Annotated in this window: 19 protein-coding genes; 4 read left to right on the plus strand and 15 right to left on the minus strand. The window is 31.6% G+C overall.

Translation table 11 applies throughout. From position 1 onward, the window contains the following. Window positions 1-52: 52 nt before the first annotated feature. Complete coding sequence (locus tag H0I30_RS11850) at window positions 53-808, minus strand: UDP-2,3-diacylglucosamine diphosphatase (protein ID WP_370624101.1); 756 nt, start codon at window positions 806-808, stop codon at window positions 53-55. A 72-nt stretch (window positions 809-880) separates the two neighbouring features. Here H0I30_RS11850 and H0I30_RS11855 point away from each other — a divergent pair, with 72 nt between their 5' ends. Beyond that, a complete protein-coding gene (locus H0I30_RS11855; protein WP_218772068.1) occupies window positions 881-1,333 on the plus strand; it encodes a nucleoside deaminase in 453 nt (150 codons plus the stop codon). A 37-nt stretch (window positions 1,334-1,370) separates the two neighbouring features. On the opposite strand, the gene H0I30_RS11860 is transcribed toward H0I30_RS11855, so the two are convergent. Both H0I30_RS11860 and H0I30_RS11865 read right to left on the minus strand, forming a co-directional pair. Further along, window positions 1,371-1,853 carry a methylated-DNA--[protein]-cysteine S-methyltransferase gene (locus H0I30_RS11860; protein WP_218772069.1) on the minus strand — a complete coding sequence of 161 codons (483 nt, stop codon included), beginning with the start codon at window positions 1,851-1,853 and terminating at the stop codon, window positions 1,371-1,373. Continuing rightward, entirely contained in the window at window positions 1,846-2,610 is a 765-nt protein-coding gene (locus H0I30_RS11865; RefSeq protein ID WP_218772070.1) for a TatD family hydrolase, read from the minus strand. The genes H0I30_RS11860 and H0I30_RS11865 overlap by 8 nt, the downstream gene beginning before the upstream one ends. 109 nt (window positions 2,611-2,719) lie before the next feature. Between H0I30_RS11865 and H0I30_RS11870 the strand changes: the two genes are divergently transcribed. Continuing rightward, window positions 2,720-3,202, plus strand: a complete 483-nt coding sequence (locus H0I30_RS11870) for a retropepsin-like aspartic protease (protein WP_218772071.1) — start codon at window positions 2,720-2,722, stop codon at window positions 3,200-3,202. Window positions 3,203-3,410: 208 nt separating this feature from the next. Continuing rightward, entirely contained in the window at window positions 3,411-3,626 is a 216-nt protein-coding gene (locus tag H0I30_RS11875) for a hypothetical protein (RefSeq protein WP_218772072.1), read from the plus strand. Window positions 3,627-3,713: 87 nt separating this feature from the next. Here the strand turns inward: H0I30_RS11875 and H0I30_RS11880 are convergent, their stop codons facing one another. After that, the gene (locus H0I30_RS11880; RefSeq protein WP_218772073.1) at window positions 3,714-4,901 is read right to left on the minus strand and encodes a pyridoxal phosphate-dependent aminotransferase; all 1,188 of its coding nucleotides are present in this window, start codon (window positions 4,899-4,901) and stop codon (window positions 3,714-3,716) included. Between the two features lie 23 nt (window positions 4,902-4,924). After that, window positions 4,925-6,016 (minus strand): acyl-CoA desaturase, encoded by a 1,092-nt coding sequence (locus H0I30_RS11885; RefSeq protein ID WP_218772074.1) that lies wholly within the window; start codon window positions 6,014-6,016, stop codon window positions 4,925-4,927. 146 nt (window positions 6,017-6,162) lie between these two features. Here H0I30_RS11885 and rsmG point away from each other — a divergent pair, with 146 nt between their 5' ends. Beyond that, window positions 6,163-6,792 carry a 16S rRNA (guanine(527)-N(7))-methyltransferase RsmG gene (rsmG, locus tag H0I30_RS11890; RefSeq protein WP_218772075.1) on the plus strand — a complete coding sequence of 210 codons (630 nt, stop codon included), beginning with the start codon at window positions 6,163-6,165 and terminating at the stop codon, window positions 6,790-6,792. Here the strand turns inward: rsmG and H0I30_RS11895 are convergent, their stop codons facing one another. The 10 genes from H0I30_RS11895 to pruA all read right to left on the minus strand — a co-directional run bounded on the left by H0I30_RS11895 (window position 6,793) and on the right by pruA (window position 20,549). Continuing rightward, a complete protein-coding gene (locus H0I30_RS11895) occupies window positions 6,793-7,395 on the minus strand; it encodes a low molecular weight phosphatase family protein (RefSeq protein ID WP_218772076.1) in 603 nt (200 codons plus the stop codon). Between the two features lie 18 nt (window positions 7,396-7,413). After that, on the minus strand, window positions 7,414-7,881 hold the full coding sequence (locus H0I30_RS11900) for a DUF6428 family protein (protein WP_218772077.1): 468 nt from the start codon (window positions 7,879-7,881) through the stop codon (window positions 7,414-7,416). 48 nt (window positions 7,882-7,929) lie between these two features. Further along, window positions 7,930-8,259: a helix-turn-helix transcriptional regulator gene (locus H0I30_RS11905; RefSeq protein WP_218772078.1), complete on the minus strand. Its 330-nt coding sequence runs from the start codon at window positions 8,257-8,259 to the stop codon at window positions 7,930-7,932. A gap of 266 nt (window positions 8,260-8,525) precedes the next feature. Then, complete coding sequence (locus H0I30_RS11910; RefSeq protein WP_218772079.1) at window positions 8,526-9,764, minus strand: DEAD/DEAH box helicase; 1,239 nt, start codon at window positions 9,762-9,764, stop codon at window positions 8,526-8,528. A gap of 68 nt (window positions 9,765-9,832) precedes the next feature. Beyond that, on the minus strand, window positions 9,833-10,954 hold the full coding sequence (chrA, locus tag H0I30_RS11915; RefSeq protein WP_218772080.1) for a chromate efflux transporter: 1,122 nt from the start codon (window positions 10,952-10,954) through the stop codon (window positions 9,833-9,835). 6 nt (window positions 10,955-10,960) lie between these two features. Then, window positions 10,961-14,395 carry a DUF3427 domain-containing protein gene (locus H0I30_RS11920; protein WP_218772081.1) on the minus strand — a complete coding sequence of 1,145 codons (3,435 nt, stop codon included), beginning with the start codon at window positions 14,393-14,395 and terminating at the stop codon, window positions 10,961-10,963. Next, entirely contained in the window at window positions 14,388-14,783 is a 396-nt protein-coding gene (locus H0I30_RS11925) for a (deoxy)nucleoside triphosphate pyrophosphohydrolase (RefSeq protein WP_218772082.1), read from the minus strand. The genes H0I30_RS11920 and H0I30_RS11925 overlap by 8 nt, the downstream gene beginning before the upstream one ends. A gap of 134 nt (window positions 14,784-14,917) precedes the next feature. After that, complete coding sequence (locus tag H0I30_RS11930; RefSeq protein WP_218772083.1) at window positions 14,918-15,832, minus strand: glutaminase; 915 nt, start codon at window positions 15,830-15,832, stop codon at window positions 14,918-14,920. Between the two features lie 119 nt (window positions 15,833-15,951). Beyond that, complete coding sequence (locus H0I30_RS11935; protein WP_218772084.1) at window positions 15,952-18,786, minus strand: pitrilysin family protein; 2,835 nt, start codon at window positions 18,784-18,786, stop codon at window positions 15,952-15,954. Between the two features lie 137 nt (window positions 18,787-18,923). After that, window positions 18,924-20,549, minus strand: coding sequence for an L-glutamate gamma-semialdehyde dehydrogenase (pruA, locus tag H0I30_RS11940; RefSeq protein ID WP_218772085.1), 1,626 nt, complete (start codon window positions 20,547-20,549; stop codon window positions 18,924-18,926). Window positions 20,550-20,705 lie beyond the last annotated feature (156 nt).

The raw sequence follows: 20,705 nt of genomic DNA on the forward strand, positions 1-20,705 counted from the left end.
ACGTCTTTTTTAGATGTTAAAAGTTGGTTAAAGGTATTGAGTTAACAAAATTTTAATTATAAGTAGTTAAGCGAATAGTATTATTGTTAAAAACACCATAGGTAAAATATTGTACCCAATCCCCCGTGTTTATGTATCTACTATTTTCTTGTAGTTGTATTTCTAAAGGAAGATGTCGGTGACCAAAAATAAAATAATCATAATGCTTTGTTTCTAATTTGCGCTTGCAATATTGAACTAACCATTCTTTATCTTCTCCTAAAAATTTAAAATCTTCATCACCAGAAATCATTTTATTTTTAACAGACATGTATTGTCCTAAGCGAACTCCTAGATCTGGATGTAACCAGCGAAACAACCATTTAAAAGGTTTAAAGGTAAACACTTTTTTCATGCGTTTATAACCTTTGTCTTCTGGGCCTAAGCCGTCACCATGACCAACTAATAGAGTTTTTCCGTTTATAGAAAATTCTTGTGGATTATGAAAGACAGGGATGTTTAATTCCTTTTCAAAATAATCCGCCATCCATAAATCGTGATTTCCCACGAAGAAATAAATCGGAATTCCGCTATCTTTAATTTCGGCTAATTTTCCTAAAACACGTACAAACCCTTTTGGAACCACGGTTTTATATTCAAACCAAAAATCAAATAAATCACCTAATAAAAAAATAGCTTCAGCATCTTCTTTAACTTCTTTTAACCAGCGAACAAACTTTTGCTCTCTAGGAAAGCTAGCTTCGGCAGTTGGTGCGCCTAAATGTTGATCAGAAGCGAAATAAACTTTTTTATTTTTGGTGGTGTTGATAGAAATCAAAATTGTAATTTTTGGTAAAAATAACTAATTTGAGCTACTTTTGTAGAAAACACTACCAATACCATGGAAATAAATCCGTTTGACGATACTTATTTTATGAAAAAAGCGCTGCAAGAAGCTGAAACAGCTTTTGATAAAGGAGAAGTTCCTGTAGGTGCAGTGGTGGTTTTTAAAGATCAAATAATAGCAAGGGCTCATAACTTAACAGAAATGTTAAATGATGTAACTGCGCACGCCGAAATGCAAGCTTTTACTGCAGCTTCTGATTTTTTAGGTGGAAAATATTTAAAAGATTGTGTGCTATATGTTACGTTAGAACCTTGCCAGATGTGTGCAGGGGCAAGTTATTGGACACAAATAGGGAAAATAGTATATGGAGCTAGTGAGCCAAAATTAGGTTTTAGCGTATTGCAAACAAAACTACATCCGAAAACGAAAGTGGTAACAGGTGTTTTAGAAGAAGCGTGTGGTTTGTTGTTAAAGAAGTTTTTTGTTGAAAAACGTAATTTGAATTAACAGATTACTTCACTACGTTCGTAATGACGATGGTAATTTAAAACAAGGTTTGTTGTTTGCAACCGCTTTCATGTTCTAATAACCATTTTTTACGCCATATTCCGCCAGCATATCCTGTTAAAGAACCATCTGAGCCAATTACTCGGTGACAGGGAATGATTATCCAAATAGGATTTTTGCCGTTGGCAGATGCTACGGCTCTAATCGCTTTCGGGTCACCAACTTGTTTGGTTTGCTTTAAGTAAGTACTACTTTTATTAAAAGGAATATTTAATAATTCATTCCAAACCTTTTGTTGAAACGCTGTGCCTTGCGGATTCAATTTTAGATTAAATTCAGTTCTTGTTCCTGTAAAATACTCTTCTAATTGTGTTACGCAATTTTGCAAACAAGACGGTACTTTGGTTGAGGTTTCAATAGCATCATCTAAAACTGAAACACTTTGAATTCCGTTTTCATTTCCCACAATTTTTGCGGTTCCTATAGGTGTTTTATAATATGTGGTTTGTAAATCAGACACCAAAAATATCTTTTGAATTCTGAGTGGTTATTTCAGCAATTTCATTGAAAGTTAATCCGTAAATATCAACCAACTTGTCAACTACATTTGTAATGTATGAAGTTTCGTTGCGTTTTCCTCGGTAGGGAGTTGGCGCTAAATATGGCGAGTCAGTTTCTAGAACGATATGTTTAATGTCAATTTCGTTTAAGAATTTATCTATTTTACCGTTTTTAAAAGTTGCTACACCTCCAATTCCTAATTTCATGTTGTAAGAAATAGCTTTTTTGGCTTGTTCTATATTTCCTGTGAAACAATGAAAAATTCCGAATAAATCAGTTCCTTTTTCACTTTCTAACACTTCAAAAATTTCATCAAAGGCATCACGGCAATGAATTACGATGGGTAATTTTTTTTCTTTCGCCCATTGAATTTGAGTCCTGAAAACTTCTTGCTGTTGGGGTAAAAATGTTTTATCCCAATATAAATCAATTCCGATTTCACCAATTGCATAAAAATTACGTTTATCAATCCATTCTCTTACATGTGCCAGTTCTTCTTTATAATTTTCTTTAACAGAAGTAGGGTGTAAGCCCATCATTAAAAACACGTCTTTCGGGTAGTTTTTTTCTAAATCGAGCATTTGCTCTGTATAAGAACTATCTATGGCAGGAATAAAAAAGCGAGAAACACCGGCTTCTTTAGCGCGCTGTATCATTTCGTTTCTGTCTTCGTCGAACTGTTCTGAATATAAGTGAGTGTGAGTATCGGTAATCATTTTTATGTTATTTGTCATTGCGAGAGAAACGAAGCGATCTGAATATAGAGATTACTTCACTTTGTTCGTAATGACGTATGTTTGTATTTACGTTACAAAAGTACAAGAAATGGCAAGTTTGAAAAGAATATTAAAGAAAAAGAAATACATAAAAATTAAACTTAAAAAGATAGTCACCAATCATTTAGAGCTAAAGGCAAAAATAAATGGAGTTAAAGGAACGTTTATATTAGATACGGGAGCTTCAAATTCATGTGTTGGGTTAGATTTAATAGAGCGTTTTAAATTGATATCCGAAGAAAGTGAAGTGAAGGCAGCAGGAGCAGGGGCAACCGATATGGAAACAAGAAAATCGGAAAATAACTCGTTGAAAATAGGAAAATGGAAAACGAATCAATGTAATTTAGTATTGTTTGATTTAACCCATGTAAACAAAGCCTTAACATTACATAAAACCAAAAAAGTAGACGGAATTATTGGTGCTGATATTTTAGAAAGTGGTAAAGCTTTTATTGATTACGATAAAAAAGTATTGTATTTAAAGAAGTTAAAGAAAGCGAAGAAAGATGAATTATTTAAGATTCCGTTTTAAAACAGATTAGTTAAAAAGTGTTAAAATTAAATTATTTGAATAGTGCTTTTTGATATTAAAAAATAATTTGAGTAAACCATTATTACTGAATTATAGCATGAATTTTATATAGATTTATTGTTGATTAATTGAGTGTTGCGATAAAAATGGCTGTAACATTTTTTGTTGACTGCCGTCGAACTAGTGTAGTCAATTAAAACCAACAACCATGAAATCAATAGCAAATAGTTTAGTATTAGAAAGAGGAATTTTAACATCAGCATATAAAGAAGAAATTAAACAAAGTCTCTGTTCTATGAAAGGACAATCTTTATTTAGAGTTAAAGCTAAATTAAGAAAAAGTAGCGCAAGATTATATAGTGAAACAGGAACTATTTTAAAAGTAGCAATGTTTGTAGTAGCTTTGATATTAATTGTTTTTTAAATAAAAAAATCTCACAACATGATGTTATGAGATTTTAAAATTTATAGCATACTATAAAAAAATTACGTCACTTTGTTTGTAATGATGTTACGATAATACTTCTTTAATTCTTTTTACAGCTTCGCGTAATTGTAATTCAGAAGCAGCATATGATAAACGAATACAGTTTGGTGCACCAAAAGCTTCACCAGTAACGGTTGCAACATTTGCTTCTTCTAATAATAACATAGAAAAATCGTTTGCATTTTTAATTTCAGTTCCTTTAATCGTTTTTCCGAAGAAAGCAGAAATATCTGGAAAAACATAAAAAGCGCCTTCAGGTACGTTTAGTTTAAATCCGTCTATTTCTCCTAATAAACCTAAAATCATATCTCTACGAGTTTTAAATTCATCAACCATATATTGTACTTTAACAGGCTCCGCTAAAACAGCTGTAATTGCAGCACGTTGCGCGATACAGTTTGTTCCTGATGTAATTTGACCTTGCATCTTAGTGCATGCCTTAGCAATCCACTCAGGAGCTCCAATAAAACCAATTCTCCACCCTGTCATAGCAAAAGCTTTTGCCAATCCGTTTACGGTAATAGTACGATCGAACATATTTTCGATAGCCGCAAAACTAAATGGTTTTGTTCCGTAATTAATATGTTCGTAAATTTCGTCAGATAATATATATATCTGCGGATGATTTTCTAATACTTTTGCTAACGCTCTGTATTCTGCCTCACTGTAAATAGTTCCACTTGGGTTGTTTGGTGAGTTAAAGAAAATCATTTTTGTTTTAGGCGTAATCGCTGCTTCTAATTGCGCTGGAGTAATTTTAAAATCACTATCGATAGAAGAAGGGATTTCAACAAATTTAGCTTCACATAAAGTAGCAATTGCAGAATAACTTACCCAATAAGGAGCAGGTAATAAAACCTCATCACCAGGATTTAATAATACCTGAGCAATATTTGCAATAGATTGTTTTGCTCCTGTTGATACTACAATCTGGTTAGGATTATATGTTAAATCATTATCACGTTTAAACTTTACGCAAATAGCTTCCTTTAACTCTACATATCCATCAACTGGAGTGTATGAATTATAATCTTGATTAATTGCTTCAATAGCAGCATCTTTAATGAAATCAGGAGTGTTAAAATCAGGTTCTCCTAAACTTAAACTAATAATATCTCTACCAGCTGCTTTTAATTCTCTTGCTTTAGCAGCCATTGCTAAGGTTTGTGATATCGGTAAGCTGTTAATTCTGTTTGATAATGCGTTTGACATTGTGTTGTTATGTTGTGTGTTGTTTATGCTAGTTGAGGTTCTTTACCTAAAGAGCTTAATTGCTTAAAGTGCTCGGCAAGGGCTCTTGTCATTGTTTTATATTCGTTATATGGCAAGTTAAACTCTTGTGCTGTTTCTTTTACAATTTTAGCTAATTTATTATAGTGAACATGCGAAATATGTGGAAAAATATGATGCTCTACTTGGTGATTCAATCCACCAGTATAAAAGTTAACTAACCAGTTTTTAGGAGCAAAGTTAGAGGTTGTATATAGTTGGTGAACTGCCCAAGTATGTTCTAAGTTTCCTTCTTTATCAGGTAAAGGCATTTTTGTATTTGGTACTACGTGTGCTAATTGAAAAACAACACTTAAAATCATACCCGCTGTATAATGCATAATAAAAAAACCTAGTAAAACTTTCCACCAAGCTATATCTACTACCACTAAAGGTAATACAATCCACAAAGAATAATATACCACTTTAGAGATTACTAACTTTGTCCATTCTACTTTAGGGTTCGGAAATTTTCCGTACGATAATTTACGTTTTAAATAACTACTCATTTGCTTAAAATCGGTAGTTATAGCCCAGTTAATTGTTAATAATCCATATAAAAATATAGAATAAAATTTTTGAAACTTGTGTATTGGTAACCATTTAGAGTGCTTAGAGAAACGAATAATTCTACCTGCATCAATATCTTCATCATGTCCTTTAACGTTGGTAAACGTATGGTGTAATACATTGTGTTGTACTTTCCAATTATATACGTTTCCTGCTAAAATGTAAATACTACTTCCCATTAATTTATTCAACCATTTTTTGCTCGAAAATGATTCGTGATTAGCATCGTGCATTACATTCATACCAACACCAGCCATACCAATACCGGTAATTGTTATAAGTAATAGCATTACCCATTGTGGCATTGTTACGGTTAAAATTAAAATAAAAGGGATTAAAAAGGTAGCAAACATGATAATTGCCTTAGAATATAACTTCCAATTACCTGTACGCTTAATGTTGTTTTCTTTAAAATATGAGTTAACACGCTTGTTTAGAGTCCTAAAGAACTTAGCGTTATCTATTCTTGAAAAATTTATTGTTTTCATTTATTGTATATTAGGGATCGCAAAAATAAACGTTTTTAGCCTATGGTTATTGCTTAGTGGCAAATTTTTAACAATAAACATATCTTTTGATAGATAAATGACTATTACGAATTAGTTTTTTACTTTTGCAACGAAAAAAATAATCAATGGAACTTATAAAAAAATACTTTACCGATTTAACTGAAACACAGTTAGAACAGTTCTCTAAACTACAAGAATTGTACGAAGATTGGAACTTAAAAATTAACGTGGTTTCGCGTAAAGATATTGATGAATTGTACTTGCGACATGTATTACATTCATTAGGAATAGCAAAGGTTATGCAGTTTAAGCCAGGTTCTAAAGTGATGGATGTTGGTACAGGTGGAGGTTTTCCTGGTATTCCGTTGGCAATTTTATTTCCTGAAACGCAGTTTCATTTAGTAGACTCTATTGGTAAGAAAATAAAAGTAGTAAATGAAGTAGCTGAAGGTTTAGGTTTGCAAAATGTTAAAACTACGAATGGCCGTGTTGAAGAAGTAAAAGACACGTATGATTTTATTGTAAGTAGAGCAGTAGCGCAAATGGAAACTTTTGTGGGATGGACAAAAGGAAAAATTGCTAAAAAACAAAACCACGATTTAAAAAACGGTATTCTGTATTTAAAAGGTGGTGATTTAACTGAAGAGTTAGAGAAATATACATCTGCAACTATTTATGATTTACCAGATTTCTTTGAAGAAGAATTCTTTGAAACTAAAAAAGTTGTCCATTTAGGAATGAAATTTAAAGCATAATTATTTTATAGTAGAAAACACATAATGCATTTCTGCTGCAATTTGTAAACTACGCTCTAAATATTTTTCTTTTTCTTGCGGAGTGTTATCATATATTTTAGGGTCCTCAAAAGTAATTGGGACCCTTTTTTCTGCTCCAGAAATAAACGGACAACCATCATCTGCTTGTGAACACGTCATGATTGCACAAAAAGCCGAGACCGGATTAAAGTCATCATCATACTTTTTAGAAAAACCGATTATAGCAGGCAAGTTATCACTGTGTTTAATAGCATAAACTGGGTTTGTGTTTGCTGATAATGATTCAATTTTAAATCCGTTATCTCTTAATGTCGCAACAATTGTACTATTCATACTTGTAGCTTCGGTACCGCCCGAATAACTATTTACAAAAGAAACCGCATAATAATGCGCCATAGTTTGCGCCCAAACTTGTGCTAAATGACTTCGCCTTGAGTTATGAGTACATATAAAATTAAGATTTATAGGTTCTTTTTTAGTCGCTTTTTCTTGAATGTATTGTAGTAAAGGATTTAATATTTGTTTTCTTTCTTCGGAAACAAAAGGTAAATCCAATATTGTTTTATTTATAGCTGGATACATTTTTATCAATTTATAAAATTAACAACAACCTGATTCTGGTGAGCAAGCATTTTGTGTTTGTATCTGCGCTAGCTTCATTTTAGGTTTTTCTTGCGGAATACCACAATTATCTTTTGCCAAGCAATCCGTTTTAGTTGCTGTTAATACGAAGTTTGTTCCGTTAAAATCTAATCCATATTTACCAATTGTAGCTCCTTGATATTCTACTTCAATATCTAAATCGGCAATATTTAATACTTTTTCAGATAGCTCAATAATGTTTGTTAATTTTTCTGGATGCAATCTGTGATCATAATCATCTGCTTCCCATAACTGAAAGTTTGCTACTTCTTCGTTTCTTACAGTTCCGCCACAATCGATAAAGTTTTTAGTTACACGACCAACTTCTGTTACGTGAAAATGGTTTGGTACTAAATCTCCATTTGGTAATTGAAAAGCAATTGTTTTTAAGGATGCTAAATGTTTTTTAATTTCTGATAATTTCATGTCTTTTTATTTTAATTGTAATATTGCGATGGATTAATGTAAATTTTTTCAACAGCAATTATTCGATTCGCTGTCGAGGTTTAAAAAGTTGTTTAATAAAGATTTTATGGTTGTCCAATTTTCTTGATCAATACAATAACAAACACTGGTTCCTTCGATGTTACCTTTTATCAATTTTAAATTTTTCAACTCTTTTAAATGCTGAGAAATGGTAGGTTGCGCCAAGCCTATTTCATTTACTAAATCGCCACAAACACACGAGTTTATTTTAAATAAGTGTTGCAAAATAGCAATACGAGCAGGATGACCTAGCACTTTAGCTATTTTAGCAAGATCGTTTTGCTGTGGTGTAAATTTTTCTGATTTGGTAACTCCCATTGTTTAATTATTATATTGCAATATTACGATTAATAATTGATTTAAAGCGAATTGCTCCGATAATATTTTGTTATCGGAGCATTTTGTTACTTTATAAACAGCATTTGTTAGCAAATAATTACTGCTAAATATTTAGTTAATCTTGTCAATTAGAGCAGGGTTTAGAATATATCGGTACTAAGAAAAGTTCTCGACTTCGCTCGAACAGACATCGTAATATAAAACTATAGCTGTTTAGCGTAAGGTTTTTTTTATCTCTTAAGATATTAATACCAGCGTTTTTTCTTCTTTTTAGAAGCGTCAGACTTTCGTCCTTTTTTATTTTTACTGATGGTATTCGGTTGTTTTATGTGTTTTGGTTTTACTAAAAGAAACGGGTGATCTTCAATGATTTTTATCGGTCTCTTTAAAAATTCCTGAATTCCTTTTATGTAGCTAGTTTCATCGGCACTACAAAAAGAAAATGCGATACCCGATTTTCCTGCTCTACCAGTTCTACCAATTCGGTGAACGTAGGTTTCAGGTACATTTGGTATATCTACATTAATAACAGCATCAATTTTATGAATATCAATACCTCGAGCAGCAACATCTGTAGCAATTAAAATATTAGCTTTATTGTTTTTAAAATCTTCAATAGCTTGGTTACGTAAAATTTGTGTTTTATCTCCGTGAACACTGGTTACTTTGTATCCGTTTTTTATAAGTGTTTGCTCTAATTTATCAACACCAAATTTAGTACGTCTAAAAATAAGAATACGACCTTGAATCGTGTTGCGTAGTAAGTGTAAACATAAATCTACTTTATGTTTTTTAGGCGTGTAATATAATAACTGCCCAATTTTGTTAACCGTGTTATTAGTGGGAATCACGTTAACTGTCTCTGGCTTATATAACATTTTTTTAGCCAAATCACTCACTTTTTCGGGCATGGTTGCCGAGCATAAAAGCGTTTGTTTTTTACGCGGACATAAGGCTTCAATTTTTTTTACATCTTGAATAAAACCCATGTCTAACATTAAATCAGCTTCATCTAAAACAAAAGTTTTTAAGGTCGTTAAATCTACACTTCCTTGTTCATGTAAATCGATTAAACGTCCTGGTGTTGCTACTAAAACATCTACTCCTTTTGCTAAAATTTCTTTTTGCACTTTTGTTGATATTCCTCCGTATACAACACCGGTAAGTATATTTGTATGTTTCGCGTAAGTGTTAAAGCTTTCTTCAATTTGTATCGCCAATTCTCTGGTAGGACTTACAACTAAGGCTTTTATTTTTTTAGGTCCTCTTTCAGGAACTAAAGCTAATTCTTGCGCTAAATTATGAATAATAGGCAATGCAAAAGCTGCGGTTTTACCCGATCCTGTTTGCGAACCAACAATTACATCTTTTTTATCTAGCACTAACGGAATCACTTTTTGCTGTACTAACGTAGCTGTGCGATATTTTTCTTCGCTTAATGCTTTTAAAATAGATGGATTAAGATGTAAGTCTGAAAATTGCATTGATTATTTTTTTTGCAAAGATACTCTAAATCAAACAATATAGGTTCGATTATTGTGTGAGCAAAAATCTAAATATAAGTCAATGCATAACCCAGTATAGATCCTCCTAAAACGATAAAAGCACTGTTTAGTTTTTTTAAACCAAAAACAACAATTAAACTCACAATAGCAATAACAATTGTTCGCCAATCTACTAAAGTATCTTTTGCCATGTTTATACAAACAGCTATAATTAAAGCTACAGCAGCAACATTTACTGCATCTAAAACCGAACGAATAACTTTAGAATTCCTCATTTTAGGAATTAACGGATTCAATACCAACACAAATATAAAAGAGGGCAAAAAAATACCGATTGTAGCTACAATTGCGCCCGTTATTCCGTTTAGTTGCCACCCGATAAAAGTAGCGGTAGATAAAACAGGTCCGGGAGTAATTTGCCCCACAGCAACAGCGTCAATTAATGCCTGGCGCGTTAACCAACCATTTGCCACTAATTCGGAGTCTAAAAAAGCAAATAGTACATAACCACTACCGTATAAAATCGCTCCGATTTTTAAGAAAGTTAAAAGAATTTTTATGTTGTTTAAGTTTGCAAATTCGCTTGCTTGAAATAGTAATAGCGGAACAAAACTATGTAAATTGTTTTTGTTTCTTTTGAAGAAATACAAACCTAAACCTAAAAGACCACACCCCAAAAGCGTTATAATTTCATTAACACCTAATAAACAAGCCACTAATGCAATGGCTCCTAAAACAGCCAATTCGGTATTTTTAATTGCTTTTTTACCAAGCCTGTAGCCTGCCATTATAATAATAGCAATTACTGCTGGTTTTATGCCGTAAATAAAAGGGGCCACTTTTGGTAGCTGTCCATATTCTTGATACAACCACGCAAAAACAGAGGTAATAACTACCGCTGGGAAAATAAAACAGAAGCCTGCAACGACTAACCCTTTCCAACCGGCTCTTTCATGACCGCAGTGCATTGTCATTTCTGTAGAGTTTGGCCCAGGAATTAAATTAGTAGCTCCAATAAGATCTAAAAAATGCTCTTGGGTCATCCATTTTCTCTTTTTCACCACTTCATCTTCCATCATAGCAATATGAGCTGCCGGACCACCAAAAGCGATGCTCCCTAATTTAAAAAAGAGTTTAGCTATTTCTTTTAAGTCGTTTTTTTGAGACATTTGGGGTTATTTTAATATAGTAATGAATTCGCCAACAACACTCATGTTATTTGCATTTTCTTGATTAATTATTAAGTCTTTATAAGATGGATCAAAAGAGTTAGGTCTAAGAACTATTTCTGTATGTTCCCATCCTTCATCTGTTATACTTTTCTGACTTGCATATGTTTTTACCGTGAAAGCAGAATTAAAATCAGCATCTTGTATGTCATGATTTTCTATTAATAAGATTTTACCTGAGCGGGAACCACCTGAATATTTTTTAAAAATACATACTGAGCCGTTAGGAATTCTTTTATTCATAGATTCTCCAACTATTTTACAAGCAAAGTAGTCTGTGTCTAAAGTGTATTTTTCAGGAGCATTAATCATAGAAAATGTTTTTTCTGATTGTAGTTCGCTAAAACTACCTGCCGCAGCATAAAAATCATACAAAGGAATAGTATAATTAGGTTTTTCAATAACAGAGGAAGAGGTTTTTTCTATGTTTAATTTTTTAATAGTGTTAAGATTATTTATTAAGGGAGTTGTTATGTAGTTATATAAGTTATCAGGTACTGGGTGTTCTAAGTTAAACCTAATTCTAACTACAGAAACCTTTTTTCTTTTATCATTTTCTATGGTCGTTTGTTCTACTTTATCTTTATTAGGATGAATATCTCCCATAAAATAAAATTCAGACCCTTCATCATTATTTTTTTTGATAAAAAGTGGTAGCCTAATATCTCCCTGTGCTCCTAAAATTGACTGAACATCTTTGCTTGTGATTTTTCTATTGGATTTAGACATCCAATCAAATTCTTTATTATTTACAAATTCATCTTCATATTTGGTAGATTCAGAAATATCATCATCTTTATGATAGTTTACAAAAATAGGGCAATGCATATAGTTTGGACTAACCAAATAACCACCTACGTTTTGAGCTACAGGATTTTCGGCAACATTTAATATTCTAAAAACATCTTTTCTAGAGTATTTTTGATAAAGAATAAATCCATTATGCCAAAGTTCTAACTTAAACTTTTCACTATAATTATAGATAGAGAACTCTATAGAATCTAATAAGTATTTTTTAAATATATCAATATTGAGCATCTCAATAAAATCAGATTCTAAATATATTTCATCAGCATTAACTGCTACTATTTTTAAATCATAAATTTCTTTTGCAGAAATTAATTTTTTATCCTTTTTTTCTCGTATAAAATTGAAATTAAGGTTTTTAATTGTTGATATTACAGTTTCTTCAGAAGTATCAATTTTATATATTTCTTTTATATTAGCCTTAAAATTAGATATAGTAATACTTTTATATTCAATTAATGTTTTAAGTAAAACAGATTCTGTAATTCTCTTTCCGTTGTTAATTTCTTTAGAGAATAACTCTAATAATTTACTTTGCTTATAGGATAGAGTATGTGCTGTTTTTTTTTCAATTTTATTAACAAAATTAAAATATGATTTTTCTTTATTTACATATAAATAAGGGTCTCTAGAACCATGTTTTATAAAATCCATCATCATAGGTGTTCTGCCTAATTTGAATTTTAATAATTCATAATCTTTGCGCAAGTCCGCTAAGTTGTCCATTTTAGCGCTATCGATTGATGTAAAAATTTTGTCCTTTGTAACTTTATCAAAATTAATTGTAGAAGAACCAGGTATCATTTTACTATCTTCTGATATTAATTTTCGTAATGTATCTTTATTATAAGATGTATCACCATAAAGAGCGATAGGAACTAGATAACTGTTTTTATGATTTCCAATAAAATCTATGATTGTTAAAAAGTCTTTATTTTCTGTTTTACGTAAACCTCTTCCTAATTGCTGAACAAATACAATAGCAGAATCCGTAGGTCTTATCATTAAAATTTGATTGATTTTAGGTATATCTATTCCTTCATTAAATATGTCAACGGTAAATATATAATCAATCTTTTCATTGATATTATCTGATTCTAATAGGTTAATAGCATTAGCTCTTTCATTTTCAGTATTATTCCCAGATAAAGCAATTGTTTTAAAACCGCTCTTATTAAATTTAATTGACAAGTTTTTTGCTTCTTCATTTCTAGAGCAAAAGACCAAACCTCTTGTTATCCCATTATCAGTACCATAGAACTTAGCTGTTTCAATTATTTTATTAACCCTTTCGTCAGTTGATAGTAAATTAAAATCTTTGGTGTTTTCAAGAATTTCGTTGTTTACTTTTAAATCAGTAATTCCATAATAATGAAAAGGACTTAACATGTCTTCTTCCATTGCTTTGTTTAGCCTAATTTCACAAGCAATATTGTGGTCAAATAGACTAAATATATCATTACCATCCGTTCGTTCAGGAGTAGCAGTCATCCCTAGTAAAAATTTAGGGTTAAAATGGTTTATTAATCTTAGGTAAGAGTCTGCGCCAGAACGATGTGTTTCATCAATAATAATATAGTCAAAGGTGCTTTTAGGAAAACTATCTAGATGGTCTTCGCGAGAAATTGTTTGAACGGTAGAAAAAATAAAATCTTTATCTAATTCTTTTTTGTTCCCGGAATACAGGCCATATGTTTTTTCCTCTTTGAAAAGTTTTTTGAAAGTTTCCAGGGCTTTTTTAGCAATATTCAACCTATGAACTACAAATAATAACTTTTTTGGCTTAAAAGATTGTATATCAAATGCGGCTAAATATGTTTTACCAGTACCTGTCGCCGAAATAATTAAAGCTTTATTTTTATTTTGTTTTCTAAGACTTTTTAGATTTAACAATGCTTCTTCTTGCATTGAGTTAGGTGTAATTATCTCATTTATTGACTCTGTAGAGCTGTTAGATAACTCCCTGTTGTTTATTCTTTGTTTATTATAAATTACTTCATAGTGCTCAATATATTCTTTTGAAACGATTGTTGAGTTATTAAAATCTTGTTCAAATTCATATAAAACATTATCGACAATTTCACTTGAATGTAAACCTGAAACTTTTAAATTCCATTCTTTATTTATAGACAAGGCAGAAGCTGTAAGGTTGCTACTACCTACAATTAAATTATAATATTTATTTGTTTTAAAAATATACCCTTTAGAATGAGCATTATCTTTTGTCGATACTTTTAACTCAATGTTTTTGAATAAAAGAAGTTTTTTTAAGGCTTCAGGTTGCGTAAAGTTTAAATATTGAGAAACTAATATTTTACCTTTAATGCCTTTTTCTTCTAAAATAATTAGAGTGTTTAATAATACTGCAATTCCACTTGTGGTTACAAATGCTACTGAAATATAGAATTCTTCACAATTATTTAATTCATGTAGAATAGAAGAGAGGACCTTTTCTTTAGGTTTTTTTTTATTGACTAAAAGTTTTGGGCGATACAGTACTTCTGAGGTAATGTCTTTATCTATAAAGCCTGTATCTATACTTTTTTTGAAGTTACTTTCAAAAGAATTACTCATCGTGCATTAATTTTTCAACGATAGGTAAATCAGCAGCAGCCCAATCTAATTTAGAAAGTTTTTCTTTAGGTAACCACTGATGATAAATATGTTCGTTTAATGATACATTCATAGATGATGCTTCACAAATAAAACTATGCATTGTTAATTCAAAATCGGGGTATTGATGAACAACAGTTAAGTATAAGTCATTAATGTTTGGTTGAATATTTAATTCCTCTATTAGTTCTCGTTTTAATGCTTGTTTCTTTGTTTCGTTTTTTTCAATTTTTCCTCCAGGAAATTCAAATTTATTTGAGATATATCTTAATTTGTTTGTGCCTCTTTGTGCACAAAGTATTAAGTCATTATGTATTATTATTGCAGCAACAACTTCTATTTTTTTCATTTATTTTTTTTGAAGTTATTCGTATGAAAAGTAGGGATTTACGAATAATTAGACAACGGTAGCGAAGTTAATAGAAAAAAGTAAAAAGACAAGAATGAATAGTTCTCTTTTTGTTAAGTTATAATAATTCCCGACTAAAAAAGAGACTGCTCCGTCAATGTTGTAAAATTCTCTAAAAACTTCATCCCTTTATAAGAATTTCCTTTTTCATTTAATTTCGGGCTCCAAACCACAATACTATATTCGTTTGGTAGTATGGCAATAATACCGCCGCCAACGCCACTTTTACCTGCTAGGCCTACTTTAAAAGCAAATTCGCCAGATTCGTCGTAAAAACCACAAGTTTGCATTAGTGCATTAACTCTTTGAGACTGTGCTTTTGTTAATATTTGTTTATTATTATGAGGCGTTTTACCGTTGTTAGCTAAAAACAAAAACATGTCAGAAAGATACTCGCAGCTTAATTCTAAAGAACATAAATCGAAATAAAAGTCGAGAACCTTACTAGGTTCATTTTTAATGTTGCCAAAAGATTTAATGAAATTACAAAGAGCAACGTTTCTGTAACCAACAGATTTTTCTGAAGCAGCTATTTTTGCAGAATAATTAATGTCGTTATTACCAGAAAGGCTTTTAATAAAGGTAAGTAAATCTTCTTTAGGGTTTTTAAGATTGCTAATAAGAATATCACAAATAACCATAGCGCCAGAATTTATAAACGGATTTCTAGGTATCCCGTTATCACTTTCTAATTGTACAAGCGAATTAAATGCTGTACCAGAAGGTTCAACATCAACGCGCTCCCATATATTACCATCAAATGTTTTAAAAGCTAAACAAAGTGATAACACTTTAGCAATACTTTGAATAGAAAACTTTTCTTTATAATCTCCTAAGCCATATTTTATGGAAGAAGTGGTAGAAATATGAACACCAAATTTATCAGGATTTAAATTGGCTAATTCTGGTATATAAGAAGCAAGGTTTCCTTTGCTTTCTAACGTATTAACTTTAGAAAATACTTCTTGTATTATTTTTTGATGATTCATGTTGTTGAGTTCACTTTAGGTAGGCAATAATAAAAACAAAATTAATAGGAATTGCTTTTAAATTCATAAAAAAACAACCTCAGCTGAGGTTGTTTTTTATAAAATAAGTAAAACTTGTTTTATAGTTTAATTTCTTCTTTGGTTTTGTTTAGTAAAACAGGTTTACCGTAGCCTAATTCATTTAAACGGTCTAATTGTGTTTCTGCATCTCCTACAAATAACCAAATCATCTTATTCGGATTTACATATTTTTTAGCTAATTCCTGTACTTTTTCAATAGTCATTTCATTTACAATTTTCTCTCTATCTTTAACATAGTCGGCATTTAAATTGTAAGCGCTAATGTTTTCTAACATGTTTAATTTAGCACCCATGGTTTCAAAACGACGTGCGTTACTTTTAATTAAAAACCCTTTGGTTGTTGCCAAGTCTTTTTCAGAATAGTTGGTTGGGTAATTTGTAATGATGTCTTTTACTGATTGAGCAGACTCTAGGGTAACGTTACTTCTTACTCTACTAGAAATGGTAAAAGGCCCCACTGCTTTTGTTCCTGAAAACTGAGAGTAAATTCCGTATGTATATCCTTTTCCCTCTCTTAGCTCTTGCGTTAATTGAGAGGCAAAACCACCACCACCAAGAATGTAATTCATTACGGTTGCAGGGTAATAATCTTCATCGGTTACTGCTAAAGCTGGTGCACCAAAACTAATTACCGATTGTTTTGCTTTTGGTATGTCATAAAAATAAACAGTTGGTTTTGTAGGAGCTTCTGGAGTTTTATAAACCGGAATCGTTACTTCTTTAGCAGCCCATTTAGTAGTTAAGTTTGTTAAAGAAGCCAAAGCTTTTTCTTGATTTACATCACCAACAATATGCATTTTTGCTACAGAAGGAGAAATGTAATTAGTATAGTATGCTTTTAAATCGTCTAAACCAATTTTTTCTACAGAAGCAATTGTTCCTAAGGTATTTTTAGAGCGGATATTATCTTTTCCGTAAATTAATTCATTATAAACATTTCGTGTTACTGTAGTTGGATTTGCTTCTTGCTGACGTAAATTACCTACAACCGATTTCTTAATCAATTCAAACTCTGTAGTATCCCAACGTGGCTCTAGCAACATTTCTTCAACCAAGTTTATGGTTTCTGTATAGTTTTTAGCTAAGGTAGTACCGCTTATGGTAATGTTTTCTTTAGATGAATATACACTAATAGAAGCGCCTAATTCTTGAATAGCTTCTTCTAATTGAGCAACTGTTTTATTTTTTGTACCGCGGTTCATTAAACGAGCAGTTAAGTTGGCAACACCTAATTTGTCCATTTTTTCTAATAACTGACCACCATCAATTACCAAGTTAAAACGAACTAAAGGAACTTCACTATTTTTAATACCAAATACTTTAATTCCGTTTGCTAATTTATCATTCCATACATTTGGTAAACTTAAAGCAGGTGATTTACCATACACAGGTTCGGTTGCTCTGTCAATCGTAGAAGGTGTTTTTTCGTATTGAGCAGCAATTTTAGCATCGAATTTTTCTTCGGCTCCAATAACAATTTTTTCTTCTTTAATGATTGCTTCTTTAGCATCTTTTAAAGCAAGGTTTTTCATCCCTTTAGGAACAAAACTAGTAGCAATAAAGTTTTTACCTTTAATGTAGGTGTTGTAAACACGCATTACATCTTCTTTGGTAACATTTAAGGTTAAATCAATTTCTTTGTTGATAAAACCAGGATCACCGGCATAGGTGTTATAAGAAGCTAAGTTTGTTCCTTTTCCTAGCACGCTAGATAAACTATTGTAAAAACTAGTTTCTAAACCAGCTTTAATTCTGTTTAAGTCTTTATCAGAAATACCTGTTTCTTCAAAGTTTTTAAACGCTGTTTTTATTCCGTCATTAATAGCATTTAAATCAACGTTATTAAATCCTCGGATACTTAATTGCGATTGCCCTGCTAGTTCAGATGACCAGTTCCACATACTTGTATTGGCAGTAAGTTTTAAATCATCAACTAAAACAGTGTTTAAAGGTGCTTTTTTTCCTTGTGATAAATATTCTGTTAAGATATCTAAAGCATATGAATCTTTATGATACAGTTCAACCGTTGGCCATGCCAATGTTAGCATTGGTAATCGTGCAAAGTTATCTTCAAAATACAAAGATTTCGATTCATTAACTTTTCCTGATTTTTTAACCAAAGGCGTAATTTCTTCACCTCTAGGAATCTCGTTAAAATATTTACGAACCCATTCTTTTGCTTTCGCAGAATCAAAATCTCCTGATAAAACTAAAGTTGCATTGTTAGGAACATACCATTTTTTAAAGAATGCTTTTACATCGCTTAAAGTAGCATTTTGTAAATGTTCTAACGAACCTATTACTTGCCAATTGTATGGATGATCTTTCGGGTATAAATTACGATCGATAATTTGTTGATTGAATCCATACGGACGGTTATCAACACTTTGTCTTTTTTCGTTTTTAACAACTTGTTTTTCTTTTGCCAAAACAGGTTCAGTTACGGTGTTTATAAACCAACCTAGTTTATCCGCTTCTGCCCAAATCATTTTTTCCAAAGCATCATTTGGTACGGTTTGTAAATAGTTTGTTCGGTCTCTTGATGTAGATCCGTTTGCACCAGAACCACCAATACGTGCGCTCATTTTGTCTAAGCCACCTTTACCAAGGTTTTCAGATTCTAAAAACAATAAATGTTCAAATAAATGAGCAAAACCAGTTCTTCCTTCGATTTCTCTGGCAGAACCAACGTGAACCATCAATTCTACAGCAACCACAGGATCTGATTTATCGGTATGTAAAACGACTTGTAATCCGTTTTCTAATTCAAATTTTTCAAAAGGAACATTTAAGGAAGTTTTCTTCTCTTTTTGTTCGGTATTACAGGCAATAAAGAATATTACAGCTGTAAATAGTAGCACTTTTTTTATCATTGTTTTGGTTGTTTTTTGATGCTGATAAATATACATAATAATGAAAATGAATATTGTTAAATAAATGCTAGAATTTATGGTAAAGAAAAACCTCACCAGAAGCTGATGAGGTTTTAAAAAACTATATATTTATTTTCTTATCCTAAGAAAGGGTATTTATAATCTGTAGGCGATACTAATGTTTCTTTTATTAAGCGAACAGATGTCCAACGTAATAAGTTTTGTGCAGAACCTGCTTTGTCATTTGTACCAGAAGCTCTTGCCCCACCAAATGGTTGCTGGCCAACAACTGCACCAGAAGGCTTGTCGTTAATATAAAAGTTTCCAGCAGCGTTTTCTAAAGCTTTAGATGCTTTTTCAACAATATATCTATCTGTAGAAAAGATAGCACCCGTTAATGCATATTCAGAAGTTTCATCAACTAATTTTAATGAAGCTTCCCACTCAGTATCTTCATAAACATAAACTGTCATAACAGGGCCAAATAACTCTGTATGCATAGTTGCGTATTTAGGCGATGTAGTAACAATTACAGTTGGCTCTATAAAATAACCTACAGATTTATCGTGGTTTCCACCAATAATAATTTCTGCATCTCTATCAGCTTTTGCTGCATCGATATAACTTGCAATTTTGTCAAAAGAACCTTCGTGAATAACTGCATTTACAAAGTTAGAGGTGTCTTCTGGAGAACCCATTTTTAATTCACCTACTTGTGCTGTTAAATGTTTTTTAACTTCTGGCCAAAGTGATGCAGGAATGTAAGAACGTGAAGCAGCAGAACATTTTTGACCTTGGTATTCGAAAGCACCTCTTGTCATTGCTGTTGCAACTTGTAATGGGTTAGAAGAGTTGTGAACCCAAATGAAATCTTTTCCACCAGTTTCTCCAACAATTCTTGGGTATGTTTTATAGGTATGAATATTGTTACCAATTTGTTTCCATAATTCTTTAAAAACATGTGTAGATCCTGTAAAGTGTAGTCCAGAGAAATCTGGAGACGCTAAAACAGTATCAGAAATCATAACTGGATCTCCGTATACAACGTTAATTACACCATCAGGTAAACCAGCTTCTTTAAATAAATCTACAATTACTTGTGCAGAATATGCTTGGTGATCAGATGGTTTCCAAACAACAACGTTACCCATTAAGGCAGCTGATGCTGGTAAGTTTGCAGCAATAGATGTAAAATTAAATGGAGAAATTGCATAGATAAAACCTTCTAAAGGTCTGTATTCAACTCTGTTCCAAACGCCTGGTGAAGATGTTGGCTGATCTTTAAAAATATCAGTCATATACTCTACGTTAAAACGGAAGAAATCTATCATTTCACAAGCAGCATCAATTTCTGCTTGAAACACGTTTTTAGATTGTGCAATCATTGTTGCAGCATTCATTCTTGCTCTATAAGGTCCTGCTAATAATTCAGCAGCTTTTAAGAAAATAGAAGCTCTTTCCATCCAACTAACGTTAGACCATGCTTCTCTTGCAGCCAATGCAGTTGAAATAGCTTCATCTACGTGCGATTTATCTGCGGTATGATATTGACCAACTACATGTTTATGATCATGTGGTGGTGTGATGTTTTTTGTATTACCGGTTCTAACTTCTTCACCGTTAATGTACATAGGCACATCAACGTTACTGTTAAACATCGATTTGTATGTTGCTAATAACTCTTCTCTTTCTGGAGATCCAGGAGCATACCCTTTTACAGGTTCGTTTACTGCTTTTGGAACATTAAAAAATCCTCTTGTCATTTTAGTATGTTGTTTGTATGTTTAAAAAATATTTTTAATTAAAAACGAATAAACAAAATCTAATGGCATTAATTTGCAATGATTATGTTGTTGCTTTAATCAAAAAAGCTATAATTTTTATATAGAACAAAGTTAGCATTTATTTTAAGAAATACT

The organism is Tenacibaculum sp. AHE14PA (assembly GCF_019278465.1).
GTDB lineage: Bacteria > Bacteroidota > Bacteroidia > Flavobacteriales > Flavobacteriaceae > Polaribacter > Polaribacter bernardetii.